The organism is Sphingomonas sp. G-3-2-10 (genome assembly GCF_012927115.1).
Classification (GTDB): Bacteria; Pseudomonadota; Alphaproteobacteria; order Sphingomonadales; family Sphingomonadaceae; genus Sphingomonas.
This window is the reverse complement of record NZ_JABBFY010000001.1, coordinates 1-22,888: the sequence shown is the minus strand read 5'-3', so window position 1 is coordinate 22,888 and position 22,888 is coordinate 1. Positions and strand designations below refer to the sequence as shown.

The following is a 22,888-nucleotide window of genomic DNA, read 5'->3' as shown; positions in this document are numbered from 1 at the left end:
CAAGATTACCCTGCTGCATGGTCCCCGCCATCGAACGATCCTTCCGCCGGCGCAACGCAAATACCCCCGGTAAGGATGCAATCAGCCGGCCGGCCGCAAAATAAGCCCCGACCACCCCGGCAACCGCGCCGAATTCGCCCCGTTCACCGTCGCCACGATCTCCCCCGCTCCTTCCCATTCGATCGGCTCGGGTCCAAGGTTGAACGCGCAGGCCAGCCCCTCGCGCCGGAACACCAGCAGCGCTTCTTCCGCTCGCTCCACCCACATCCGGCCCGTCACCAGCTCGGGCGTCGCTCGCCGGATCGCGATCAGCCGCCGCGCCAGGTTCAACAGCGAGTGCGGATCGCCATCCTGCCGGTCCACTGCCAGTGCGGCATGGTCCGGCCCGATCGGCAGCCACGGCTTGGCGATCGAAAACCCCACCAGCGGCGCATCCGCGCGCCACGGCATCGGCGTCCGCGCGCCGTCGCGGCCCAGCGTCAGCGGCCAGGTCGCGATCGCCTCGGGATCCTGCAGGTCCTCGAAACCGATCTCGACCTGGGTCAGCCCCAGTTCCTCGCCCTGATACAGAAACGGATTGCCGCGCAGGCTCAGCAGCAACAGCATCTTCATCCGCGCGAACGCCGCGCGATGCTCCTGCCCGATCCAGCGCGACACCGCGCGCGGCGCGTCATGGTTCTCGAACGCCCAGCTCGGCCAGCCCTCCCCCGGCTCCCCCGGCCACTTCGCCGCAGCATCGCGCACCAGTGCGGGCGTCAGCCGATCGGCATAGAGGAAGTTGAAGCCATAGGCGCTGCTCAGCCGCGTACTGCCCCGCGTATAGTCGTGCATCTCGCGCTCGGGGCTGCGGCCGACCACTTCGGCCACGGTGAACCGCTCGCCATAGCCATCGATCAGCGCGCGCAGCTTCTCGAAGAAGGCGGGAAGCTCGGGCTGGTTGCGGGTATAGGTCGGCAATTGATAGTCGGACGGCCGCGTGCGGATCCGCCCCGTGTCGGGCGCCGGCGGATTGTCGCGCAATTGCGCATCGTGCACCGCGAAATTGATCGCATCGAGGCGGAAACCGTCCACCCCGCGATCCAGCCAGAAGCGCGCGGTCTCCAGCGACGCGTCGATCACTTCGGGATTGTGGAAGTTCAGGTCGGGCTGCTCGACCAGGAAATTGTGCAGATAATATTGCCCGCGCCGCCCGTCCCATTGCCATGCGGGGCCGCCGAACACCGATTGCCAGTTGTTGGGCGGGCTGCCGTCCGCCTTCGGATCGGCCCACACATACCAGTCCGCCTTGGCATTGGTCCGGCTCGCCCGGCTGGCGCGGAACCAGTCATGCTGGTCGCTGGTGTGCGAATAGACCTGATCGATGATGATCTTCAGGCCCAGTTCGTGCGCGCGGGCGATCAGCGCATCGAAATCGGCGAGGCTTCCGAACAGCGGATCGACGTCGCGATAATCGCTCACATCATAGCCGAAATCCTTCATCGGCGAGGTGAAGAAGGGCGAAAGCCACACCGCATCCACGCCCAGCGACGCGACATGCTCCAGATGCGCGGTGATCCCGGCCAGATCGCCGATTCCGTCTCCGTTCGAGTCCGCGAAACTGCGCGGATAGATCTGATAGACGACGGCGCCCCGCCACCATTCATGCTCGTTCATGCAGCCGAGGATAGGAGGGATCGATCCCAAACGCATCTCGCAATCTTGAGCCCGCCCCGACTGAACGGCGAACAAATTTCGTTTCCAGACAAAGGCTCGGGCTTCGCGGACGTTCAGGTGGCGCTAGCTGGAATTTGAAGTCGGCCGACGGCGAACGACCCAATTGCGGACGAGGCTTCAATGCCGACCGATCTTTGTTCGGTATCGAATCAACCTACCTCACTTACCTTCCAATGCTGCGATCCGAGCCGCGTATTCTTCCGCCACTTGGATCGGGGGCAGCACAAGGAGCAAGGAGCGCGATCTCAAGCAGAGGTGCAAGGCGCTTCATCACAAGCGCAATCTCCATGACCGTGCAGTCGATATGCCGGCGTTCCGGCGTGAGAACGAGACTACTGACCAAGCCTACCAAACCCTTGGAGCGAAGGATAAGCCCTGTCTGCTTTCGTCACAATATCGTCGCGTGTGGATGTGGCCGCGATAATGCGGGGCAAAGAATTATCTTTAGCGAGAATGGCACGAGCGCGGCAGCGTATGCGTTGAAGCGCGAACAACCAACAATGGGTCGCAAATCGATGGACCGCAGCGAGCGCATCGTTGCCGTGGGGCTGCTCACGGCCAGAGACTTGGAGCGACTGGGCAACGGGTTCGACCGCGCGTTCGCGGTCAAGCCCGACGCCCGCTTCGAGGACCTGATTGTCCAGCTCGAGGCAATCGAGTGGGGCGGGGACAAGCCGCCTGAATGAGATTGGAGCTGCCGCGCTGGCATGGCTGGTTATCGCAAGCGGACTTGAACCGATTGCGCGTTCATCCGGGCATTGCCGAATGCCGTCAGGAAAGCGATGTCTGCCGCGTCGCGGCCGATCCCGATCTTCACCATGTCGCCTTCCCGAGCCATGCCGGTCGCGTCGACCAGATGCCACGCCCCGCCGATGAAAACTTCGGCAACCGCATGGAAATCCGGAGGCTCAACGCCAGGCGCGTAGACGCTGGCGATCCGCGCCGGGATGCCGGCGGCACGGGCCAGCACGATCATGACATGCGCATAGTCACGGCAAATGCCTTGCCGCTTGACGAACGTGTCGAGCGCGGTCGTCTCGGCGTCGCTTGCCCCGGGCACATAGGCGAAGTGGCCGGCAATCCAGTCGCGCATCGCGATGACCTTGGCGCCGTCGTCGATGCCGCCGAACTCCGCCTCGACGAACGGCTGAAACTGGTCGGATGGACAGTAGCGCGAGGCCATCAGATATTGGACCGTCTCGCCGGGAAGCTGGTGGGGCGGGATGATCGGCAGCGAGAGGCAATCGGTCACAGCGCGCGCGATCGTCACCCGCGCACGGTAGTCGACCAGCAGCCGTCCCTCGACGCGGAGCCAGATGCGCTCTCCAATCATGTCCTGCGACGGCACTCGGGCGAAATGCTCGGTCGGCGAAATGTCCAGCCGGGACGTCTCGACCATCTGCTCCGGGATCGCCGCCGCCTCGATCTGGAGAAGCACATCGGCCGGGCGCTCGAACCAATAGTCGAGCCGGGTCTCTATCTCGATGCTCATCCGCGTCCCGCATTGCCGAGCCGCCGTGCATTGCCGGCCGCGGCGCGATGAATGGGGGCAAGGGCGGCCCTGTGTAGGTCGGCGGTGGCGGTGAATGCGCCAAGCGCATAGTCGGTGCTCCGGCTTGCCAGGATTGAAGCCTCGGCGATGGTCGGCGTCCTTCCCGAAAGCGTCATTAGGCATACCCGTTGCAGCTGGGCGATCCATGCGATCTGCATATCCACGGCGCCACGCATGACCGCACCGCCGCTTCGTCCGAACGCATCGACCTTCTCGGGAATCATGCGGGCATATTCGGAAAGATCGGCCCGCGACGGCGCGCCATTGCGCATCAATGCGCCACGCGCGCCGATCACGGTGCTGGAGGCTTGGAGCGTCTCGATGCCCCGCCACCAGGTGGATTGCATCTCGAGGCCGGCCGCGGCGAGGCGCGACCAGGCGGTGAAAGGATCAACCACGATATTCTCCCACGGCGGCGGTCATGCGAGGGTACGGAGCGAAGGCTCCCGCGCGTAGAAGCGCTGGCTGGCCGCCTTGACGAAAGCGCCGCCAAGGTCCGTCACGCCCTCGTCCGGCACCACGCCGGCCTTGTCGAGCAGCGGCTTGGCTGCAGCGCTGGCGCCGATTGCCTTGAGGTGCCCGAACGCATTCATCACGAACTCGACCGCTGCTGCTTCCTTCAGAAGTGTGGCGGAGCCCGCCTCAGACAGAACGACCGCCACCGCGTCGAAGAGCTGGCTCGGCATTCCTGCCAGCTGGCCGTCAGCCTTTTGCAGCGATCCATCGGATAGCTTCGCGCCGCCGACCTTGGGTGCGACGATCACCGGCTTTCCCTTGGCTTTGTCCACCGCCGCGACCAGCGCGGCGAGTTCCGCGGCCTCTGTTCCGTCGGCAATAAGGATGCCGACAGCACGCCCCTGGAGCGTTGGCTTCATGTTCTTCTGGATCGACAGGGCGTCCGAGACCTCCATGTCGACCGGCTCCCGGGCGGCCGCCGCCTTTTTGGGCAGCGGGATGCCGAGGCCGGCGGCGACGCGCTTCGCCAGACCCTCGTCGACGTTGCGCAGGTTTGCGACCATCCGCGGCGGCACCTGGTCGAGCAGGCCGACCTTCGAAAGCTCGAACACGAACGACGAAGCGATATGCGCCTGCTCGCTTTCGGTCTGCGACCGGTAGAAGAGCCGGGCCTGGCTGTAGTGGTCGGAGAAGGTCTCCGCTCGCACGCGCAGCTTCTCGCCCTGCTCGTCGGGACCCGCGCTTGCGTTGGTCGTGGCGAACCCGACGGGGGTCTCACGCGGCCCGCCTTCCTCGCCGTGGTCGGCCAGGCTATTGGGCTCGTAGTTTGCGCGGCCCTTCGGGACCATCGTCTGCATCATCCCGTCGCGCTGGAAATTGCCGAAGGGGCAACGCGGCGTGTTGATCGGGATCTGGTGGAAATTGGTGGTGCCGAGACGCGACTTCTGCGTGTCGAGATAGCTGAACAGCCGCCCTTGGAGCAGCGGATCGTTCGAGAAATCGATGCCCGGCACGATGTTGCTGGGCAGGAAGGCGACCTGCTCGGTCTCCGCGAAGAAATTGTCGACATTGCGGTTGAGCGTCAGTGTACCGATCAGGCGGACAGGAATATCCTCCTCGGGGATGAGCTTGGTCGCGTCGAGCACGTCGTAGGGCTGCGCGTCGGCGAAGGCCTGATCGAACACCTGGATGCCGAGGTCCCACTGCGGAAAGGCACCGGTGTCGATCGCCTCGAACAGGTCGCGCCGATGATAGTCGTTGTCGGCGGCCTGAAGCTTCAGCGCTTCGTCCCAGATCGTCGATTGCAGCCCCAGGCGCGGCTTCCAGTGGAACTTGACGAAGCTGGCCTTGCCCTTGGCGTTGACCAGCTTGAAGGTGTGGACGCCGAAGCCTTCGATCATCCGCAGCGACCGCGGCAGGGTGCGATCGGACATCGCCCACATCAGCATATGGGTGGTCTCGGGCATCAGGCTTGCCCAGTCCCAGAAGGTGTCGTGCGCGCTGCCGGCCTGCGGATAGCCGCGATCGGCCTCCATCTTCACCGCATGTACGAGATCGGGGAATTTGATGGCATCCTGGATGAAGAAGACGGGGATGTTGTTGCCGACCAGATCCCAATTGCCTTCGCGCGTGTAGAATTTCACGGCGAAACCACGCACGTCGCGGGGCGTATCCACGGAGCCGGCGCCGCCCGCCACGGTCGAGAAGCGGACGAACACTTCGGTCTTCTCGCCCTTGGTGAAGACCACCGCCTTGGACAGATCCGAGATGTCGTCCGTCGCCTCGAACACGCCGTGAGCGCCCGAGCCGCGCGCGTGCACGATCCGCTCCGGAATACGCTCATGGTCGAAATGGAAAATCTTCTCGCGAAGGACGAAATCCTCGAGCAGCGTCGGGCCGCGCGTGCCGGCCTTCAGGCTGTTCTGATTATCGCTGATCGGAACGCCGTGGTTCGTGGTCAGGGCGGGCGCATCGCCTTCGGCGCGCTGATGGGTTTCGCCGCCGTTGCCGGCGTTGCGCGTGTCCTTGATTGCCAATGAAAATTCCCTTGTCGCCGATGATCCGGCAAGTCGGGAGGAGAACGCTTCGGTGGCGGGGAATGTCCGGCTGTCCGAGAAATATTGCGAATTGGGAGACTGCGGCGGTGGCGGCACTCGTAATGCGCGCGCGGCACCCCATATGATGTGCATCGCTCCAACTTGCCACGAGCATGGATGCGACTGAGAGATGGTTCGTGCTCCCGCTCTGCGTGGAGCCGTGCATGCCCCAGATCTCGCCACCGCCCCTTCTCCGCTCGCCCGAACCCGATCCGAGGATCGCCCGGCCGACCGCCGGATCGGGCAAACCATCGTGACGCGCGCCGTCAATATCGACGCGGCGATCAATCACGTCATCGCGACTTCAGCCAGGCTCAAAGCGATCATCAGCGCCATCGAACCGCTTGTCCCTAGCGGGACTCGCGTCGTGTTCGTCAATGCGGATGACGCGGCGGCGGTGGCCCGGGTCTATGGCTCGAAGGTCCTGACTGGCGCGGTCACGCGCAGCCAGTGGGCACAGCAGCGCGTCAGCTGAATTTTCTCCGGCTACAGCCGCACCAAGGAATTCCGAATGAGCACCGAATTTGCTGTCGTGCCTGAGCATGATGCCGAGAACGCTGAAGAATTGATGGCGGCCTATGGCATCGAATGCGTGCCCGTGGCGTATTTCCACTGGAACGGCTTTCGCTACACCACGCTCAAGGACGCGCTAGCGGCCGCGAAGCGCGTGCCGGCCGGTGGAAGCGCCGTCAGTGCTTGAGCTCCTCCATCGGTTGTTCGGGACCCATCTCCCGGATCCGGCGCGCAACCATTGGGATCGCGGCCACTTTGTGAGCGTCTGCACGCGGTGCGGACGGGACATGGTTCGCCTGCCGGGCCTGCCCTGGCGCGCTGGCCGTGCCGAATAGCTCACCGCCAATCGCCGATCTTCCGTCTCGAAAGGACAAGTCATGAAACCCACTGCCATCATGTGCCGCGCCCAGCAAACCCGCCAGCTCGCACTTGCTGCCAATGCCGTGCTCCCCAATGTCCGCGACATCGCGACGACCGCTGCCGCGGCCTGGGCCAAGGAGGCGCTGGACGCAGACAAGCGCGACAAGCGGACGGCCCTGCGACAACAGGGCGTGATGGACGCAGCGATGGCGCTCGAACTGATCGCCTCCAAGGACCGCGGCTTCAGCGAGAATCCCGATCGCGGTTTCGCCGATACGGGGAACGTTCGCATCTAGGTTGCATATCGCAGCCGCCACCCCATATCCGTGTGGCTATCGTCGCCTGCGACGGAGGCCGACGCTTCCGGGCCGACCCTTCCCTTTCTCGCTTCCTGGCTCCGTGCGCAGTTGCGTGCGGACAAACGCATGTTCGCGAAAGGAACATTCCATGCCCATCGGCACCGTCAAATTCTTCAATATCGACAAAGGCTATGGCTTTATCTCGCCCGAGGGCGGCGGCAATGACAGCTTCGTCCATATCAGCGCCGTCGAACGCGCCGGCATGGCAACGCTGAATGCGGACCAGCGCCTGTCGTACGAGATCGAGAATGACCAGCGCGGCAAGTCGTCCGCGGTGAATCTCCAGGCAGCCTGATCAGGTTTCCTGATTGAACGGGGCGGATCCGGCATGTGCCGGGTCCGCCCTTTCAGCGTCCGTTGCAGAAAGTCCAAGATGACAGCCTATCGAGCACCCGATTTCAACGAGCGCGCCGCGCTTTCCCGCACCGCCAAGCTGAAGGCGCTGGCGCAACTCCGCGCCAAGCCCGCACCCAGCGAGGGGCAGGTTGCCGACCGCAAGGCTGTGGCAATCAAGCGCGAGACCGCTCAGGCCGCGCAGCGTGCCCGGCGCGCAGCCGAAAAGCAGGCGGCGTCCGACGCACGCGCACTGGCGGCCGAGACCGCGGCCCGCGCGGCCGAAGCCGCGATGGTTCCGGTGAAAAGCGACGCCGAGCGGAAGGCGGAACGCGACGCGCGCTACGCCGCCCGCAAGGCGCGCAAGTAACAGCTATTTGATGGCGATGTCGCTGGCTTCGCCACTATACACCTCGCGTACGAACGTCCTCGCGGCCCTTTGCGTCTTGAACGCATTGTCCAGCACTTCGGCCGAGACGAGCGGATAACCCTGCGAAGTGAAGCGGGTGGTCCGCACGGTGACGCGGAAGGTGCCTGCCTCGTCCTTGGTGACGAGATAGGGGCGAACGGGAATTCGTGACATCGCAGATACTCCTGGGGTTCGTGGCCGGCGGATCAGAAGCCGGCTGGTGCCATTGCCTGGGTTGCGGGTGAGCTTTCAGAGGCGCCGACGATCGCCACCTCGGTAGTAAGCAGCAGTCCTGCGACCGATGCGGCGTCTTGCAATGCCGATCGGACGACCAGCGTGGGATCGACGATCCCTGCCATGACGAGATCTTCATAGCGGCCGGTCTGCGCATTGAAGCCGACCTCGCGGTCGTTGCCGTCGATCAACCGGCCGGCAATCACGCCACCTTCGAATCCGGCATTTTCGGCGATCTGGCGCAGCGGCGCCGAAAGCGCCCTGCGGACAATGTCGATGCCGAGTGTCTGGTCGTCGTTTTCGCCCTTCATCCCGCCGAGCGTCCGCGACGCATAGAGCAATGCCACGCCGCCGCCGGGCAATATGCCTTCCTCCACCGCGGCACGTGTCGCGTGCAGCGCATCGTCCAGACGGTCCTTGCGCTCGCGCATCTCCACTTCGGTCGAAGCGCCGACGCGGATGATCGCAACGCCGCCGCCCAGTTTGGCCATACGGTCCTGGAGCTTGCCTTCGTCATAGTCGCTCGTGCTGTGTGCGATCTGCTGCTTGAGCACAGCGATGCGGCCTGCAATCGCTGCGGGATTGCCCGCGCCGCCGATGATCGCGGTGTCGTTCCGGTCCATCGTCACGCGGCGTGCGGTGCCGAGCATGTCGAGCGTGACGCTCTCCAGCGTGATGCCGAGGTCCGGCGCGATCAGCGTGCCGCCGGTAAGGATCGCCATATCTTCGAGCATCGCCTTGCGCTGATCGCCGAAACCGGGCGCCTTGACCGCGGCGACCTGAAGACTCCCGCGCATTTTGTTGACCACCAGCGTGGCGAGCGCCTCGCTCTCCACATCCTCGGCGATGATGACCAGCGGGCGACCCGACTGCGCGACTGCCTCTAGTACCGGAAGCAGCGCGTGCAAATCCGACAGCTTCTTGTCGTGGATCAGGATGTGCGGCTCGTGCAGATCGACGGTCAGCTTCGCGGCATCGGTGATGAAATAGGGACTGAGATAGCCGCGGTCGAATTCCATCCCCTCGACGATTTCGAGCTCGAACTCGGTGCCGCGCGCATCCTCGATCGAGATCACGCCTTCCTTGCCGACCTTGTCCATTGCCGCGGCGATCATGTTTCCGATCTCGGCATCGCCGTTGGCAGAGACGATGCCCACCTGGGCGATTTCTTTATTATTTGAGACGGGACGCGAACGCACCTTCAATTCCTCGACAACCCGCGTGACGGCGATGTCGATGCCGCGCTTGATTTCGATCGGGCTGATACCTGCCGAGATCGACTTCATCCCCTCGCGCACGATCGCCTGAGCAAGCACCGTCGCGGTGGTGGTGCCATCGCCGGCATGGTCCTGCGTCCGCGTGGCGACGGCGCGAAGCATCTGCGCCCCGAGGTTGGCAAACCGGTCCTTGAGTTCGATTTCCCGGGCGACGGTAACGCCGTCCTTGGTGATGTGGGGCGCGCCATAGCCCTTGTCGATCACCACGTTGCGGCCTTTCGGGCCCAGCGTAACGCGTACTGCGTCCGCCATCAGGTCGACGCCGCGCGCGATGCTTTCCCGCGCATCGCGCGAGAATCGTATGTCCTTGGCTGCCATTGGCTCCGGGCCGATCGGTTACTGGGCCGCGACGGGTCGTCGCTGTCACAACCGGAGGCCAGCGCCGCCGCTATGCGAACAGGCTCGCTGCGTTCGCGAGCCCATGACGGTATATGTGGGCACTGCCGCGTCCCGCAGCAAGTGGCGGCCCCGGATTACCGGCTGTCGGCGGCAAGCGCAGCGGCAAGATCGTCGGGATCGACGGTGCAGACTCGCGTGCCCGATGCGGTGGGCACGTAGAAGAGCGTGGCGGCCCGCCGGAAGACGGTGCGCTCGTTCCCCTCCACGCCTTCCTCGTCTGTCTCGACCTGATAGGTGCCGGGGGGAAGGAGTTCGTCCACGCCTTTCAGCCGAAAGGACGACGCGAAGGTGGCCGTGCTGCGAGTGGTGCGGGTCGACACGCGCTTTCTCCTTGCGAGCCCCGTGCTCGACAGCTTTGTAGCATGGTCAAGTGCGTGGCATGCTGCTATATATGCACCATCGTCGCAGATCTTTTCACGAGCGCGCGACGCCAGAGAGAAACGGATTGCTCCCGCTTGTTCTATGGGAGAGATCTTGTGCCTTCCAGCATGGCCTTCAGCGAATTCGATCCACCGCGCTGCGATGCCGGGGAACTGCCCCTGGACATCACAGCGGCCTTGTTCCGCCTCGGCCGTTCGCCGGACGCTAAGCCCGTGGGTGAAGGTCGGTTCCGCCCTCAGCCGGTCGACGAGCCCTATTTCGAGATTTATCGTGCCGAACGCGTCAGCCTGACTGCCATCCTGTTCTCCGGGGGAGATTGGCGGTGGCGCTTCTGCTCGGCATCCGGACAATCGATCGCCGTCAGCAGTGGCTATGCCAGCCAGCGTGCGTGCGAGGCGGCGGTTTCGGCATTGCGCAGCGGAGCCGGCGCGGCAACGGTACGTGCTCCTGCTGACTGACCGGCGATTATGGTGGCGCCCGCGCCCGCCGTGGATTAGGCTGGAACCGCTGCTCCAATCCGGGTCAGAGCGTTGGCCGCCAGGCTCGAACGCCAGGAAGGAGCGAGCCCATGGCCAAGGGACAACGCAAGAGCAATCGGGAAGTCCGCAAGCCCAAGAAGCTGGAGGCACCCAAGGCGAACGCGTCCGCGCCGTCGCTGAAGGGAAGCCCGATTCCAATTCCGTCGAAGCGCGACTGACGAGAAAAAGCCCGCGAGCATTGCCGGCTATCTCCGCAGTCCCCATATCGGGGATGCTATCGTCGCCTGCGACGGATTTGAGGTCTTGCGGACCGCCAACTCCTTTCACGCTGCCTGGCTCCGTACGCATGTCGCGCGCGGAACGGACGGGGTGTCCGGGAGGCACCGAACGCGATGCTGCTCACCATCTGTCATGAGACGACCTACCGTTATGCGCGGGCAGTGACGCTGCTCCCGCACCGGATGATGCTGAGCCCGCGGACTAGCCATGATCTCAAGCCGATCAGGACTCTGATAAGCAGCTCCCCCGTTGCGGACGTCGAATGGACACAGGATGTGTTCGGCAACCTGATCGCGACTGCCAGCTTCTCCGAAATGGCCGATATGCTCACCGTTTCCGCACAGCTGGTGGTCGAGCAGGGCGCAGCCGCCTGGCCGGTTTTTCCGATCGCTCCGCACGCGCATCATTATCCGTTTGCCTATTCGCACGACGAGCGCGTGGACCTGGGGGCATTGCTGGTGCCCGAGCATCCCGATCCGCAGGGACGGTTGCAAGCCTGGGCGCGGGCAATCGTCGCAGGGGAGCGGACCGACACTCTCGCCCTGCTCCAGGACTTGAACAGCGCGGCCCGCGCCGGCATCGCCTATGGCGAGCGGCACGAGGAAGGTACGCAATCGGCGTTGGAGACGCTCGACCGCGCATCCGGCGCGTGCCGCGATCTCGCGACGCTGTTCATCGAGGCTGCACGCCATCTTGGCTTCGGCGCGCGAGCCGTCTCCGGCTATCTCTACGATCCCCCCGCTCCGGGTGACGATCACGCGCCCCAACATGGCGCGACTCACGCCTGGGCGGAGATCTACCTCCCCTGCGCGGGCTGGATCGCCTTCGATCCTACCAATTCACGGATGGGCGGAGCGAACCTGGTGCCGGTCGCGGTGGCGCGGAACATTGCGCAGATTCCACCGCTCGCGGGCCGCTACACCGGAGCTCCGGAGGATCTGATCGATATGACGGTGAAGGTCACCGTGAGCGCAGACAATTTGAACATTGCCGGGTCGCAGTCGCGGACGGCGGGAGATATGAAATGGAACCGAGACTGATGATCGCCTATGGCCTGATTCTGTTCGCCACGCTGTTTATTGCAGCGATTATAGCCCATTATTTCTACCAACGGCCCGAGCGCCAATATGAGCGCCGGCTTCGCCGCGAAGCACGCATTTATGCGCGGAACCAGTCGCTCAAACAGAAACCGCCGCATCGATGAGCCGGTAACGATGAGGCCGGGATCGATCCGCCTATCGGTTGCCTGGACGACCGTGGCCGCGATGCTCCTCGCCGACCCGGTGCGGATGGTCGGTACACATCCCGTAATCACGGCGCTGCTATTCGTCTGGCTGCTGGCAGTGATCCTGTGGGCGGCGTTCGGTGTGGTGCACGAGGCAGAGGAAGTCGCCAGGCGCCTGGGCGAGCCGCTGGGGACGCTCGTGCTTACCCTGTCGATCGTCATCATCGAGGTGGCGCTGATCGGCGCGGTCATGCTGAGCGCGAAGGCCGTGCCGACATTGGGCCGCGACACGATGTTCGCGGTGCTCATGATCGTGCTCAACGGTGTGGTCGGTGTGTGCCTTTTGGTCGGCGGCCTCCGCTTCCACCAACAAAGTTACAATCTTCAGGGTGCGACCGCTTATCTGGCGGTCATCATCCCGCTGAGCGTGATCGCGCTGGTATTACCCAATTTCACGACGTCCAACGCGACAGGCATGCTGTCTCTGCCCCAGGCATTGTTCTTCTCAACCTTCACGATCGCGCTTTATATCGGCTTTCTGTGGCTCCAGACTGGCCGGCATCGCGGCTTCTTCGTCGCGGTGGGGCAACAGGCGTGCGAAGACGCCGCGACCCCGTTACCCCATGTCGAGCCTGCGCCCGGCTCAACCGCCAGCCGCGTGTTGCTGCTTCTCGCGAATATCCTGCCCATCGTGATCCTCTCGAAGGATCTGGCGAAACTGCTCGATCATGGCATCGCAGTGCTGGGTGCGCCGACCGCGCTGGGCGGTATCCTGATCGCGCTGATCGTGTTCACGCCCGAGGGCATTTCGGCGCTCCGCGCAGTCGCTGCCAACCAGCTTACGCGGGCGATCAACCTGTGCCTCGGTGCCGCCACCTCGACGCTGGGGCTGACGGTGCCGGCCGTGCTGTTCATCGGCCTGGCGACGGGGCAGCCGGTAATCCTGGGCGTCTCGCCCGCCAACATGGTGCTGCTCGGGGTGACGCTGATGCTCAACACCCTCACTTTCTCCGGCACGCGAACCACCATGCTGGAAGGGGCGGTGCACCTCTCGCTATTCGCCGTCTTCCTCGTGCTGGTGTTCAGCCCATGACGGCGCCGGCGTTATGCTTCCCCGGTGCCTTGGCTTCTGAGCCTTAGCACGTCACACCGCCACCATGTCGCGCACGCGGTCAAGGAGCGATTGCGATGACCACGGCTTACGCACCAAGCGAGCCCGCCCCGGCAAATCTCCGTCCAGCCGCCCGTGCTGGCCGGAGGTTAGCAGCAGATGGATCGCAGGCCAGCGGTCGCAAACCACGCGAGCGAGATTCAGGCCATTCATGCTGCCCGGCATGTCGATGTCCGAGAACAGCAGCTGTACGTCCGCGCCGTCGCTCAGAATGACGAGGGCATCGTCGGCATTGCCCGCCTCAAGCACGTGAAAGCCGCCATCTCCCAGGATGTCGACGCCGTGCATGCGTATCAGCGCATCATCCTCGACCACCAAAACGGTCATTTTTGCATCGTCGATCGACATTCCCGGCTCTCCGCCCGGGAAGTGCCCGGCCATTTTGGTTGCTCCTCAACGCGGGAGCGGCGCTTATGGGTACATCACTCGCCAGGTTCCTCGACTTTGGCGAGCGGCATGGTGAAAAGGAAGGTTGTGGCGTTCTCATCGGAGCGGGCGACCAAGCTGCCGCCATGGGCACGCGCGATTTCCGAAGCGATGTGCAATCCGAGACCGAGACCTTGTCGGACCCGGTCATGCCCTCGGAAGAAAGGCTGGAACAGCTTCTCGAGCGCGGCAGGCGGGATTGGCGACCCGCCGTTCGAAACCGAGATGGTGAGGTCACCCAAAGCGCTGGAAGCATCGACGCGTACGGGCTTATCTTTCGCCCCGTGGGTGAGCGCATTGCCCAGGAGGTTCGACAATAGCTGGCCGATCCGCACGCGATCACAGATGATCGGTTCCACCAATTCATAGCTTGCCTCGATCTCGTGATCCGGCGAGATCGACTGAAGCTCAGAGACGACCTGGCGAAGAGCGGTTTCGAGCGGCTCGCTGGCGTCCAGGGACAGCGTAATGCCACCGCCAAGGCGGCCCCGCGCAAAATCGAGGACATTGTCGATGAGCGCCCCGGCGCGCACGATGCTGCCGCTCATCAGCGCCACGACCTTGCTGCCGCGCTCGCTCAAACTTTCCCGCGCCAGGATCTGAATGCCGCTGCTGATGGATGCAAGCGGATTGCGCAGGTCGTGGCCAAGCACTGCGATGAATTGCTCGCGAAGCTCGGACTCCGCGCGCTCGTCGGCGACCGCCGCTTCCGCCTTGTTGCGGGCCTCGATCAAACCGCGTTCGTACCCGCGGCGCTCGGTCGCCATGAAGACGGCGAAACGGACCTGGATATCTTTGCCGTCGGCACGGCGCGCTTCGCTGGCGTTCACCAGCACCGAAAGCTTGCGCTGGTCCGCAGTGACGAGGTCGAGCGCGATCTCGTCGAGCCGGCCCTGCATGCGCAGCGTCGGCGCGAAATGAGTCTCGTAGAATATCTTGCCGGGAACCGTGAGGAGTTCGGGGAGACGCTTGCCGCAAAGCGCGTCCGGGCTGGAGCCGATCCAATTCGCGAAGGTCCGGTTCGCGCGCACGAGGCGACCGTCGCGATCGGTCAGAAGATAGCCGCACGGGGCTGTCTCGAACAGGTCTTCGAAGTCGATCGCACCGTCGGTATCGATCTGATGGTGCAAGGCTTCAGACAAAGGCTTCGATCGCCGCGATCGTGGCGTCCGGCGCGCTCAGGTTGGGACAATGACCCGTCGCATCGAGCGTGACCAGGCTGCTTCCGGGAATGGCTCGCCGAACGAAATCGCCGACGCATGGCGGCGCGATGACATCTTCGCGGCACTGGAGAACCAGCACGCGCGCATCCACTGCGCCTAGCTCGGCGCGGCTGTCCGTCAGGAAAGTCACCCGGGCGAACCGTTTTGCGATGTCAGGATCGGTGCGGCAGAAGCTGGCGGCGAGCTCGTCGCCCAGTTCCGGCCGATCGGCATTGCCCATGATCACGGGCGCCATTGCCTGCGACCAGCCCATGTGGTTGCTGTCCAGAAACGCGAGGAGCTCGTCGATCTGCTCGCGGCTGAAGCCACCCACATAGTCGCCGCTATCGATGTAGCAGGGCGAAGGGCCCACCAGCACCAGCGTCGAGAAGAGCTGCGGCGCGCGGCGCGCGACGATCAAGCCGATCATCGCGCTCACCGAGTGACCGACAAACACGCCGTCGGTGATGCCGAGGGCGCCGGCCAGGTCGATTACGTCGTCGGCATAGCCTTCAAGCGACCCATATTTGTCGGCATCATAGGCAGAGATATCCGACCCGCCTGCCCCAACATAGTCGAACAGCACCGTACGAAACCGGTTTTCGAATGCGGGCGCGACGAGACGCCACATATTCTGGTCACATCCATAGCCATGGGCGAACACCATCGTTCGGCGCCCCGCTCCGTCTATTCTGACATTCAGGCGGTTGAGCATGATTCGGCTATCTGACGCGTCACGCATCATGCTGCCGGCACTTCGAGCGATGTCGTCATTGGCGGTCAGCTCCGGTCCGTTGGCCGAGATTTCTCGTCGCCATCTGGACAGATAACACGTGCGCAAGCCTCTAAGAACCCGTGTAAATCGCACCCTTGGCTTTATCGCGGCCGATTCCGGAGTCGCTTCAGTGCTTTTTGCCTTGCGGGCTGGCTCGAACAGATCCGATGGATCCAACGCGTCGTCACGCATCAGAGTTTGCGCCGGGTTCTCAGGTACACGGTCTGGCCATTGGCCGATCAGTCATAAACGGCAGAAGTCGGGCCGACGAACTGCCGTCCCGCCAGGATGGAAACGGACGCGCGAACCGTCCGCTTTCCGGGAGCGTCCGCCGGAAGCTGCCAGGCAGCAACCGACCCAAGAGCGGACATACCGGCTACGGACTTCTTTGTGTCCTCAACCCTTTCGATCCGGTCGCGGATAGGCGATCCGAGACCTGCCATTCCTTCAGCGCTGACGAAGAATTACCTCATCGGGTCAAAGGCCGGCGCATCTGACGTCAGATCAACGTCTAGATGAACTGCTCGTCCCCGCCGTCTTCCTCAATCCCATCCTTGGTCCGACCGAATTCCGATGCGTCGAGACCGGCGGCGAGCGCGAACTTCACAACCTCGGCGGTTCCGCGCAATTGCAGGCGAACGAGCAATTGCGCGCGATAGGCTTCGATCGTGCGGATGCTGAGGCCGAGTTCATAGGCGATGATCTTGTTGGGATGGCCGCACAGGATACCGGCGAGTACCTGTCGTTGCCGCCATGAAAGGCGCTTGAGTACGGCTTGCGCCTCGGGATCGACTGTCCGCGCTTCGCGCTTGCCCAGCCGAGTTGCCGCCGCCTTTTCGATCGTCTCGAACAGCCGTTCGGGCACGTAAGGCTTTTCCAGGAAATCCGACGCGCCGAGCCGCATAGCTTCTACCGCGAGCGGAATGTCGCCATGGCCGGTGATCACCACGACCGGGGGCATGTTTCCCCGCGCTTCCATGATGCGCAGCACTCCCAGCCCATCGGTACCCGGCATGCGAAGGTCGAGCAGCACGCAGCTGATATCATTTGGAAGCGATGCCACCAAGAAACTGTCGCCACTATCGTAGGCCTGCGTCGAATAGTCGGCACGATGCAGCAATCTAGCCGTCGACTCGCGAACGGCCTGGTCATCATCGACTATAAAGATGCATCCTCTCGGCATAACCGCCTTCTCGGCGAACACTACGATTCAAGCGACTAAGTATCAACACGGATACGCAACAAGTTGGATAGCGATTGCATCAAAACTTAAGTCAGGCTCGATATTGGGGCAATGTCAGGCGGAAAGTCGCACCCGTGCCGCCCGGTGCTTCAAGCGCGATCGATCCATCATGCGCTTCAATCAGGCGGCGGCAGACCGAAAGCCCCATCCCCATGCCCTTGGCCTTCGAGGTGAAAAAGGGTTCGAACACGGTCGATCGGAGTTCTTCTGGAATGCCGGGGCCGGTGTCCGCGATCCGGATTTCGACGGCACTGTTCTTCTCGATCACCTTCGTCGCGATGCTAATGCGGCGCTCAAGCCCGGGCGGGAGTGTAACGAGCGCGTCCATCGCGTTACGGATAAGGTTCACGATCACTTGCTGGATCTGCACGGCATCGACGCGAGCCTGGACGCCTTCGGCACCGGTGAGCCGTTCGACTTGAATACCGTTGGCCGCGGCATCGATCAACGCCAGCCCGCTCGCGGCATCGACCAGTGTGTCGATCGCTTCGACGCGCCGCTCCCCCGTGCTCTTGCCGACGAACTCGCGAAGCCGGCGGACGATCTCTCCGGCACGCAACGCCTGCTCCGAGGCGGCGACCATCACTTCCTGCGCCTCGTCGAATGCGCCCTGGGTGAGACCCTCTTTGCCTGCATAAAGCCCGGCGTTCAGATTGTTGACAATCGCGGTCAACGGTTGGTTGATCTCGTGCGCGATTGCGGCCGCCATCTCGCCCATTTCGTTGACGCGGGCGAGATGCGCATATTCGTTCTGAAGCGAGCGCAGACGCTCTTCGCTTGTCCGCAATGCCGCTTCGGCTTCCCGGCGCGGGGTGATGTCGCGCATAATGCCTGTGAAGAAGGTCTGGCCGGCGCGCTCCCATTCAGCGACCGAGAGATCGATCGAGAGCGGCGTCCCGTCCTTGCGCATTCCCTCCACCTCGCGGCCGATCCCGATGATCGCGCGCTCGTGGGTGGTGCGATAGCGATTGAGATAGGCGTCATGCTCTCGGGCGATCCGCTGGGGCATTAGCGTGCGGACATTCTTGCCGATCAGTTCGGCGGGGGCGTAGCCGAAGATGCGCTGCGCCGCCGGATTGATCGACTGGATCGTACCGCAGGAGTCGATTACGGCGATCGCCTCCACAGCGCTGTCGAAAATCGCGCGATAGCGCGCCTCGCTATCGACGAGGCTGGCCTCGACATGCTTGCGGTCGCTTATGTCCTGGATCACGACTACAAAGAAGTCCGGCGAGCCGCCCCTGTCACGGATCAGCGTGACGGTCAGGTGCACCCAAACGCTGCCGCCATCCTTGCGGATATAGCGCTTGTCCATCGAGTAACGCTCAGCCTCACCACACAATAGCCGTTCGACCTGGGCCAGGTCCTGCGGCAGATCCTCGGGATGCGTGATGTTCTGGAAACTTCCCCCCAGCAGTTCATCCTTGCTGTAGCCGATGATTGCGCTGCACTGTTCGTTGACGCGGAGCCAGCGCCCGTCGAGCGCGACATGCGCCATGCCCACTGCGGCCTGCTCGAACGAGGCCTCAAGCCTGAGATCCACCGCCGACCTCCGGTCGCCGGTCTTGCTCCCGGACAGTGCCGCAAGGGCCTGCTTCAGCATCGTGCCGCTCCCTGCCCGGCCAGTATCGCTGCTACAAGCTGGATGGACTCTTTACGGGATGCCGGCACGCGTTGCTCCTTTATCGGCGTGTAGATGCGCGTCGTGCGTCTGCGAGCCAATGCGGTATTGCTACTGTATCGCAATCGCCGCGCAGGCGCATCGTATAAACACGGCTATGCACAGGCCAGACCGCAGTCTGCACCGTAGTAATGCTGTACGGTTAGGACCGCGGACTTGGTGTTACTGCCATATCGACGGCCACACCGACCGGGCTCATTACCTAAGCCATAGTCCGCTCAGTACTTTAGCAGACCGCAATCCAGCTTGGCTTGGAAATGACGCCATTGTAGAAGGGGATGCCCGAATGCTGCATAATCTTTATATCGTGGACGATGACGAGGCTGTCCGTGCTTCGCTCTGCCGCCTGGTTTCGCGCCAGCCCGACTATGTTGTGCGTAATTTCCCGTCCGGCGAGGATTTTCTCAACCAGTTCGACCAACTGGAGCCGGGGGTCGTTCTGCTCGACTTCCACATGAAGGGGGCGAACGGCATTGCCGTGCTGAACGCTATCCGAGCCATCTCGCAGCGTTTCGTCGTAATGATGCTGACCGCACACGGTGCGGTCCACCGCTCGGTCGACGCGATGAAGGCGGGCGCGTTCGACTTCATCGAAAAGCCCTATGACTCAGCCGCCTTGATGATGTGCCTCGACCTGGCGTTCACTGAGCTCGACAAGCTTTCCACCGAAGTGGGGGGCCGCGATGCGGCCGTCGCCCGCCTTGCGCTCCTGACTCCGCGCGAAACCGAAGTGATTGCCGGCCTTGCCGCGGGTTATTCGAACAAGCAGATCGCGTGGACCCTCCGGATCAGCCCCCGCACTGTCGAGGTGTACCGCGCGAACCTGATGGTGAAGCTCAATGTGGGATCGTTGGCGGAGGCGCTACAGCTTGTTTTTGTCGCGGAGCAGGCGAGCGCGGCGTGACTGTGCACCGCGCCTCGCGCGGGGTCCTCAACCAAGCTCAATTTCAACCTCGAATTGTCCGCCCCGCTGCTAATCTGCGTGGTGAGCCTTCGGCAGCCTTACGGCCCAAAAGCGGTCTTGCGCGGTCAGCTACTCAAACGACCGCTTCCCACCCAGTTTCGGACGTCTGGCCCTTCCGCCGAAAGCGGTTGTGCGTGGGTTCTCGGCCCAGTTCATCAGGGACCCGGAGCACAATGCCTTTCGCAACCGAAGGCCCCGCTTGAAATGTTGGATTCCACCTGCTTGGCTCACACCGCCCGCAATGATGGGGCCGCTCTTTGAAACCGTTTGCCTCATAAACAGCGCCTTGCAGGATCGGGCGCTAAAAGGCGCGCGCCCGGCACCTTGAGCGCCTCCGGTTTTTCGCAATATTGGTGTCAACCGTGTCAACCGGATCAGGCGCACGAAACACCACGCCTGCCAAAACTCCCTCCACTCTCCGCGCCGTTCACAGCATCGCGAAGTCGATCGGCCCGTCCTTTTCGAGCGTCTTCGACTGATCGGGCATCGGGTATTTCAGCCCCGTCGCGCAGTTGAACAGCAGCGCGCGGTCGTCAGGCGAGATCAGCCCCTTCGCGATCGCTTCGCGCCACGCGGCCAGCGTCGCCCCGCCCTCGGGGCAGAGCAGCAACCCGTCCTTGCGCGCCGCATCGTCCACCGCCCGCGCGATCGCTTCGTCGTTCACCGCCATCGCAAAGCCGTTCGATGCGCGCACGGCATCGAGGATCAGGAAATCGCCCACCGCCTGCGGCACGCGGATGCCCATCGCTATGGTGTGCGCGTCGTTCCAGCGCGTCGCGTGGCGCTCGCCCTGTTCCCATGCCCGCACCATCGGCGCGCAGCCTTCGGCCTGCACCGCGACCATTCTGGGCCGCTTCGATCCGCTCCAGCCTAGCGCTTCCATCTCGTCGAATGCCTTCCACATCCCGATCAGCCCGGTGCCGCCGCCGGTGGGATAGAAGATCACGTCGGGCAGCTCCCAGCCAAGCTGCTCGGCCAGTTCGAGGCCCATCGTTTTCTTGCCCTCGATCCGATATGGTTCTTTCAGGGTAGATAAATCGAACCAGCCACGTTCCTTCGCGCCTTGCCCGACCAGCTTGCCGCAATCATCGATCAATCCGTTGACGCGATACACCCGCGCCCCCTGCGCCGCGATCTCGCGAACGTTGATCTCGGGCGTATCGGCCGGACAGAAGATGACGGACTCGATCCCCACCCGGCTGGCATAGGCCGCCGCGGCGGCCCCGGCATTGCCGTTGGTGGGCATCGCGATGGTGGTGACGCCCAGTTCCTTCGCCATCGCGATCGCCATCACCAGCCCCCGCGCCTTGAACGATCCGGTCGGCAACCGCCCCTCGTCCTTGACCCACAGGTTACCGGCTCCTGCCTCCCGCGCCACCGCGGGCAGTTCGATAATGGGCGTCGCATTCTCGCCCAGGCTGACGATGTTCCGGGTCTGCCGGACCGGCAATATCTCGCGATACCGCCACAGATCGGCGGGCCGCCCCGCGAGCACGTCCTTGTTCAGAACCTTGCCGGCGCCCGCCAGATCATAGCGCACCAGCAATGGCCGCCCCACCTTCGAAAGTCCATGAAGCCGGTCCGCCTCATATTGCTCCCCAGTCATCGAACATTCGAGATGGGTGACGAACGTGGCCCGTTCGGCGGTGAGATTGTCGTTGTGAAGCATGGCGAAAGCTTAGGCGGCGATGCCGCGCAGGGCTAGCCGCCCGATTCCTGCGCGATCAGCGTCCCGCTCTCGTCCAGCCTGAACACGGTCTCCCCGATCGCGATGCTGAACCCATTGCCGGTGGCGGAAAGCGTGATCGGCGTGGCGACCGCCGGATCCCCGACCCGGAGCGTGAACCCGCCCTCGCCCGGCAAATCGTCGAGACGCAACTGGGCGTAATTGGTCTGGATGATCCGGTTCTCGGGCATCGCGGCCTCCATCGGCCGCTCGCCCTCGCGCCAGTAGCAGCCGGTCCAGATGGGATAGTCCGGATCGCCGCCCTCGAACTCCACCCATATCGCGGCGTCGATGTCCGGGATCATGCAGAACCCGACCTGCATCCCGGCATATGGCACGCAAGGCATCGCCCATGCCGACATCACTTCGCCAAGCACCGACGGCACCGAAACCTGAATCCTGCCGATCATGAGCGGATCGACATTGTCGATCACTCTGCCGCGATACTTGCCGAAAAACTGCCTCATCGCGTCACCACGTCTCCGGAAACCGTCACGCGCTCGAGCACCCGGTCCTGCGGCCAGTAATCGCCGACGGCATAATGCTGGGTCGACCGATTGTCCCAGATGCCGATCGCATTGGGCGTCCAGCGGAAGCGGACCTGATATTCGGGCACCTTGATCCGGTCGAACAGCAGCCGGAGCAGCTGGTCGCTCTCCTCCGCGGGGATGTCGAGGATGCGGCTGGTGAAGGTGTGGTTGACGTAGAGGATTTTCTCGCCCGTCTCCGGATGGGTGCGCACCACCGGGTGACGAACAGCGGGGAAGTCCCGGGCAAGCTGGGCGCGGCGTTCCTCAGTCACGCGCCCGCCAAAGCTGCGGACGATGTCATGCTCGGCATCGAGGTTGGCGATCCGGTCCTTCACCGCCTGCGGCAGACCGGTCCATGCCGCGGCGGTGTCCGCCCACATCGTGTCACCGCCCTGCGCCGGCATCAGCCGCATCCGCAGGATCGAAGCGATCGAGGGACGCTCGCGAAAGGTCACGTCGGTGTGCCATTTGTTGAACGCCTTGAACGGCTCGATCGTCTCCGGCGTCGGCGTGACGCCCTCGACACCGCGAATGATCAGGATATGCGGATGCCCCTCGACATGCGGGATCACCGGATGCCCCTCGAGCTCGCCGAACATCCGCCCGAGCCGCAAATGGCTCTCATGGCTGATGTCCTGGTCGCGGAAGAAAATGACCTTCCGGCTGAGCCAGGCATCGCGGATGATCTCTGCCTCGCCGTCGCTGAGCGGCGCATCGAGATCCACGCCCGAGATTTCGGCCCCGATCGTCGGTGTCGAGGGGGTAATGACGATCCCCCGCCGCGCGGCGCGTTCGGTCAGGTCGGTTTCGGCAAACAGCGCACTCGCCATGTCAGCTCTCCTTGCTCCCGCGGCCCGGTCAGGCCGGGGATGGTGCGCCCGCGAGCGGAGAATGTCCGACAGCCGGGCCCAAAACGCAAGAAGGCCGCCAACCCGGAGGTTAGCGGCCTTCTTGTGAGGTCGATGCCCGTGCTTCAGGCAATAAAATCCCCGCGTCGGTTATGGGGGGTTTGTTGCGATTGTGGTGTTGGTTGCGGGAGTAGGATTTGAACCTACGACCTTCAGGTTATGAGCCTGACGAGCTACCGGGCTGCTCCATCCCGCGG

Annotated in this window: 27 protein-coding genes and 1 tRNA gene; 12 read left to right on the top strand and 16 right to left on the bottom strand. The window is 63.6% G+C overall.

Annotated features, from left to right (window positions below; translation table 11 throughout):
• Window positions 1-81: 81 nt before the first annotated feature.
• Window positions 82-1,653, bottom strand: a complete 1,572-nt coding sequence (locus HHL13_RS00135; RefSeq protein WP_169553769.1) for an alpha-glucosidase — start codon at window positions 1,651-1,653, stop codon at window positions 82-84.
• Between the two features lie 575 nt (window positions 1,654-2,228).
• On the opposite strand from HHL13_RS00135, the gene HHL13_RS00130 reads away from it, so the two are divergent.
• The gene (locus HHL13_RS00130) at window positions 2,229-2,399 is read left to right on the top strand and encodes a hypothetical protein (protein ID WP_169553768.1); all 171 of its coding nucleotides are present in this window, start codon (window positions 2,229-2,231) and stop codon (window positions 2,397-2,399) included.
• A 29-nt stretch (window positions 2,400-2,428) separates the two neighbouring features.
• Here the strand turns inward: HHL13_RS00130 and HHL13_RS00125 are convergent, their stop codons facing one another.
• From HHL13_RS00125 to HHL13_RS00115, 3 genes are read right to left on the bottom strand one after another with little or no spacing between them, the layout of a single operon-like run.
• Complete coding sequence (locus HHL13_RS00125; RefSeq protein WP_169553767.1) at window positions 2,429-3,205, bottom strand: transglutaminase family protein; 777 nt, start codon at window positions 3,203-3,205, stop codon at window positions 2,429-2,431.
• A complete protein-coding gene (locus HHL13_RS00120; RefSeq protein WP_169553766.1) occupies window positions 3,202-3,663 on the bottom strand; it encodes a hypothetical protein in 462 nt (153 codons plus the stop codon). The genes HHL13_RS00125 and HHL13_RS00120 overlap by 4 nt, the downstream gene beginning before the upstream one ends.
• A 21-nt stretch (window positions 3,664-3,684) precedes the next feature.
• The gene (locus HHL13_RS00115; RefSeq protein WP_240953579.1) at window positions 3,685-5,757 is read right to left on the bottom strand and encodes a catalase; all 2,073 of its coding nucleotides are present in this window, start codon (window positions 5,755-5,757) and stop codon (window positions 3,685-3,687) included.
• 313 nt (window positions 5,758-6,070) lie between these two features.
• Here HHL13_RS00115 and HHL13_RS00110 point away from each other — a divergent pair, with 313 nt between their 5' ends.
• The 5 genes from HHL13_RS00110 (at window position 6,071) to HHL13_RS00090 (ending at window position 7,752) form a co-directional block, all read left to right on the top strand.
• Window positions 6,071-6,292: a hypothetical protein gene (locus HHL13_RS00110; RefSeq protein WP_169553764.1), complete on the top strand. Its 222-nt coding sequence runs from the start codon at window positions 6,071-6,073 to the stop codon at window positions 6,290-6,292.
• A gap of 36 nt (window positions 6,293-6,328) precedes the next feature.
• Window positions 6,329-6,517 carry a hypothetical protein gene (locus HHL13_RS00105; RefSeq protein WP_169553763.1) on the top strand — a complete coding sequence of 63 codons (189 nt, stop codon included), beginning with the start codon at window positions 6,329-6,331 and terminating at the stop codon, window positions 6,515-6,517.
• Between the two features lie 190 nt (window positions 6,518-6,707).
• Window positions 6,708-6,986: a hypothetical protein gene (locus HHL13_RS00100; RefSeq protein WP_169553762.1), complete on the top strand. Its 279-nt coding sequence runs from the start codon at window positions 6,708-6,710 to the stop codon at window positions 6,984-6,986.
• A gap of 151 nt (window positions 6,987-7,137) precedes the next feature.
• A complete protein-coding gene (locus tag HHL13_RS00095; RefSeq protein WP_116841228.1) occupies window positions 7,138-7,344 on the top strand; it encodes a cold-shock protein in 207 nt (68 codons plus the stop codon).
• Between the two features lie 78 nt (window positions 7,345-7,422).
• The gene (locus HHL13_RS00090) at window positions 7,423-7,752 is read left to right on the top strand and encodes a DUF6481 family protein (RefSeq protein WP_169553761.1); all 330 of its coding nucleotides are present in this window, start codon (window positions 7,423-7,425) and stop codon (window positions 7,750-7,752) included.
• A 3-nt stretch (window positions 7,753-7,755) separates the two neighbouring features.
• On the opposite strand, the gene HHL13_RS00085 is transcribed toward HHL13_RS00090, so the two are convergent.
• The 3 genes from HHL13_RS00085 to HHL13_RS00075 form a co-directional block, all read right to left on the bottom strand.
• Window positions 7,756-7,965 (bottom strand): hypothetical protein, encoded by a 210-nt coding sequence (locus HHL13_RS00085; RefSeq protein ID WP_169553760.1) that lies wholly within the window; start codon window positions 7,963-7,965, stop codon window positions 7,756-7,758.
• Between the two features lie 32 nt (window positions 7,966-7,997).
• On the bottom strand, window positions 7,998-9,620 hold the full coding sequence (gene groL, locus HHL13_RS00080; RefSeq protein ID WP_169553759.1) for a chaperonin GroEL: 1,623 nt from the start codon (window positions 9,618-9,620) through the stop codon (window positions 7,998-8,000).
• 155 nt (window positions 9,621-9,775) lie between these two features.
• Window positions 9,776-10,021 carry a hypothetical protein gene (locus tag HHL13_RS00075; protein WP_169553758.1) on the bottom strand — a complete coding sequence of 82 codons (246 nt, stop codon included), beginning with the start codon at window positions 10,019-10,021 and terminating at the stop codon, window positions 9,776-9,778.
• A 168-nt stretch (window positions 10,022-10,189) separates the two neighbouring features.
• Here HHL13_RS00075 and HHL13_RS00070 point away from each other — a divergent pair, with 168 nt between their 5' ends.
• From HHL13_RS00070 to HHL13_RS00055, 5 genes are all read left to right on the top strand, one after another.
• A complete protein-coding gene (locus tag HHL13_RS00070; protein ID WP_169553757.1) occupies window positions 10,190-10,540 on the top strand; it encodes a DUF1508 domain-containing protein in 351 nt (116 codons plus the stop codon).
• A gap of 110 nt (window positions 10,541-10,650) precedes the next feature.
• Entirely contained in the window at window positions 10,651-10,779 is a 129-nt protein-coding gene (locus HHL13_RS22675; RefSeq protein WP_277346977.1) for a hypothetical protein, read from the top strand.
• 174 nt (window positions 10,780-10,953) lie between these two features.
• Window positions 10,954-11,880: a transglutaminase family protein gene (locus HHL13_RS00065; protein WP_169553756.1), complete on the top strand. Its 927-nt coding sequence runs from the start codon at window positions 10,954-10,956 to the stop codon at window positions 11,878-11,880.
• Entirely contained in the window at window positions 11,880-12,044 is a 165-nt protein-coding gene (locus HHL13_RS00060; protein ID WP_169553755.1) for a hypothetical protein, read from the top strand. The genes HHL13_RS00065 and HHL13_RS00060 overlap by 1 nt, the downstream gene beginning before the upstream one ends.
• A 10-nt stretch (window positions 12,045-12,054) precedes the next feature.
• On the top strand, window positions 12,055-13,158 hold the full coding sequence (locus tag HHL13_RS00055) for a calcium:proton antiporter (protein WP_169553754.1): 1,104 nt from the start codon (window positions 12,055-12,057) through the stop codon (window positions 13,156-13,158).
• A gap of 51 nt (window positions 13,159-13,209) precedes the next feature.
• On the opposite strand, the gene HHL13_RS00050 is transcribed toward HHL13_RS00055, so the two are convergent.
• From HHL13_RS00050 to HHL13_RS00030, 5 genes are all read right to left on the bottom strand, one after another.
• Window positions 13,210-13,584, bottom strand: coding sequence for a response regulator (locus tag HHL13_RS00050; protein WP_206376804.1), 375 nt, complete (start codon window positions 13,582-13,584; stop codon window positions 13,210-13,212).
• Between the two features lie 74 nt (window positions 13,585-13,658).
• Complete coding sequence (locus HHL13_RS00045; protein WP_206376803.1) at window positions 13,659-14,804, bottom strand: PAS domain-containing sensor histidine kinase; 1,146 nt, start codon at window positions 14,802-14,804, stop codon at window positions 13,659-13,661.
• A complete protein-coding gene (locus tag HHL13_RS00040; RefSeq protein ID WP_240953578.1) occupies window positions 14,797-15,831 on the bottom strand; it encodes an alpha/beta hydrolase in 1,035 nt (344 codons plus the stop codon). The genes HHL13_RS00045 and HHL13_RS00040 overlap by 8 nt, the downstream gene beginning before the upstream one ends.
• Window positions 15,832-16,150: 319 nt before the next feature.
• Window positions 16,151-16,843 carry a response regulator gene (locus tag HHL13_RS00035; protein ID WP_169553753.1) on the bottom strand — a complete coding sequence of 231 codons (693 nt, stop codon included), beginning with the start codon at window positions 16,841-16,843 and terminating at the stop codon, window positions 16,151-16,153.
• A gap of 70 nt (window positions 16,844-16,913) precedes the next feature.
• Window positions 16,914-18,485, bottom strand: a complete 1,572-nt coding sequence (locus HHL13_RS00030; RefSeq protein ID WP_169553752.1) for a PAS domain S-box protein — start codon at window positions 18,483-18,485, stop codon at window positions 16,914-16,916.
• A 364-nt stretch (window positions 18,486-18,849) separates the two neighbouring features.
• Here HHL13_RS00030 and HHL13_RS00025 point away from each other — a divergent pair, with 364 nt between their 5' ends.
• On the top strand, window positions 18,850-19,467 hold the full coding sequence (locus tag HHL13_RS00025) for a response regulator (protein WP_169553751.1): 618 nt from the start codon (window positions 18,850-18,852) through the stop codon (window positions 19,465-19,467).
• Between the two features lie 487 nt (window positions 19,468-19,954).
• On the opposite strand, the gene HHL13_RS00020 is transcribed toward HHL13_RS00025, so the two are convergent.
• From HHL13_RS00020 to HHL13_RS00005, 4 genes are all read right to left on the bottom strand, one after another.
• Entirely contained in the window at window positions 19,955-21,196 is a 1,242-nt protein-coding gene (locus HHL13_RS00020) for a threonine synthase (protein WP_169553750.1), read from the bottom strand.
• A gap of 32 nt (window positions 21,197-21,228) precedes the next feature.
• Window positions 21,229-21,720: a phage baseplate assembly protein V gene (locus HHL13_RS00015; RefSeq protein ID WP_206376802.1), complete on the bottom strand. Its 492-nt coding sequence runs from the start codon at window positions 21,718-21,720 to the stop codon at window positions 21,229-21,231.
• Window positions 21,717-22,613 carry a TauD/TfdA family dioxygenase gene (locus tag HHL13_RS00010; RefSeq protein WP_169553749.1) on the bottom strand — a complete coding sequence of 299 codons (897 nt, stop codon included), beginning with the start codon at window positions 22,611-22,613 and terminating at the stop codon, window positions 21,717-21,719. The genes HHL13_RS00015 and HHL13_RS00010 overlap by 4 nt, the downstream gene beginning before the upstream one ends.
• A 197-nt stretch (window positions 22,614-22,810) precedes the next feature.
• Window positions 22,811-22,887: transfer RNA gene (locus HHL13_RS00005), tRNA-Met, on the bottom strand.
• Window position 22,888 lies beyond the last annotated feature (1 nt).

Coding starts and splice junctions, on each gene's coding strand:
- HHL13_RS00135 (WP_169553769.1), bottom strand. CDS start 1,653: ATGAACGAGCATGAATGGTGGCGGGGCGCCGTCGTCTATCAGATCTAT.
- HHL13_RS00130 (WP_169553768.1), top strand. CDS start 2,229: ATGGACCGCAGCGAGCGCATCGTTGCCGTGGGGCTGCTCACGGCCAGA.
- HHL13_RS00125 (WP_169553767.1), bottom strand. CDS start 3,205: ATGAGCATCGAGATAGAGACCCGGCTCGACTATTGGTTCGAGCGCCCG.
- HHL13_RS00105 (WP_169553763.1), top strand. CDS start 6,329: ATGAGCACCGAATTTGCTGTCGTGCCTGAGCATGATGCCGAGAACGCT.
- HHL13_RS00100 (WP_169553762.1), top strand. CDS start 6,708: ATGAAACCCACTGCCATCATGTGCCGCGCCCAGCAAACCCGCCAGCTC.
- HHL13_RS00095 (WP_116841228.1), top strand. CDS start 7,138: ATGCCCATCGGCACCGTCAAATTCTTCAATATCGACAAAGGCTATGGC.
- HHL13_RS00090 (WP_169553761.1), top strand. CDS start 7,423: ATGACAGCCTATCGAGCACCCGATTTCAACGAGCGCGCCGCGCTTTCC.
- HHL13_RS00085 (WP_169553760.1), bottom strand. CDS start 7,965: ATGTCACGAATTCCCGTTCGCCCCTATCTCGTCACCAAGGACGAGGCA.
- groL (WP_169553759.1), bottom strand. CDS start 9,620: ATGGCAGCCAAGGACATACGATTCTCGCGCGATGCGCGGGAAAGCATC.
- HHL13_RS00070 (WP_169553757.1), top strand. CDS start 10,190: ATGGCCTTCAGCGAATTCGATCCACCGCGCTGCGATGCCGGGGAACTG.
- HHL13_RS22675 (WP_277346977.1), top strand. CDS start 10,651: ATGGCCAAGGGACAACGCAAGAGCAATCGGGAAGTCCGCAAGCCCAAG.
- HHL13_RS00065 (WP_169553756.1), top strand. CDS start 10,954: ATGCTGCTCACCATCTGTCATGAGACGACCTACCGTTATGCGCGGGCA.
- HHL13_RS00060 (WP_169553755.1), top strand. CDS start 11,880: ATGATCGCCTATGGCCTGATTCTGTTCGCCACGCTGTTTATTGCAGCG.
- HHL13_RS00055 (WP_169553754.1), top strand. CDS start 12,055: ATGAGGCCGGGATCGATCCGCCTATCGGTTGCCTGGACGACCGTGGCC.
- HHL13_RS00050 (WP_206376804.1), bottom strand. CDS start 13,584: ATGTCGATCGACGATGCAAAAATGACCGTTTTGGTGGTCGAGGATGAT.
- HHL13_RS00040 (WP_240953578.1), bottom strand. CDS start 15,831: ATGCGTGACGACGCGTTGGATCCATCGGATCTGTTCGAGCCAGCCCGC.
- HHL13_RS00030 (WP_169553752.1), bottom strand. CDS start 18,485: ATGCTGAAGCAGGCCCTTGCGGCACTGTCCGGGAGCAAGACCGGCGAC.
- HHL13_RS00025 (WP_169553751.1), top strand. CDS start 18,850: ATGCTGCATAATCTTTATATCGTGGACGATGACGAGGCTGTCCGTGCT.
- HHL13_RS00020 (WP_169553750.1), bottom strand. CDS start 21,196: ATGCTTCACAACGACAATCTCACCGCCGAACGGGCCACGTTCGTCACC.
- HHL13_RS00015 (WP_206376802.1), bottom strand. CDS start 21,720: ATGAGGCAGTTTTTCGGCAAGTATCGCGGCAGAGTGATCGACAATGTC.
- HHL13_RS00010 (WP_169553749.1), bottom strand. CDS start 22,613: ATGGCGAGTGCGCTGTTTGCCGAAACCGACCTGACCGAACGCGCCGCG.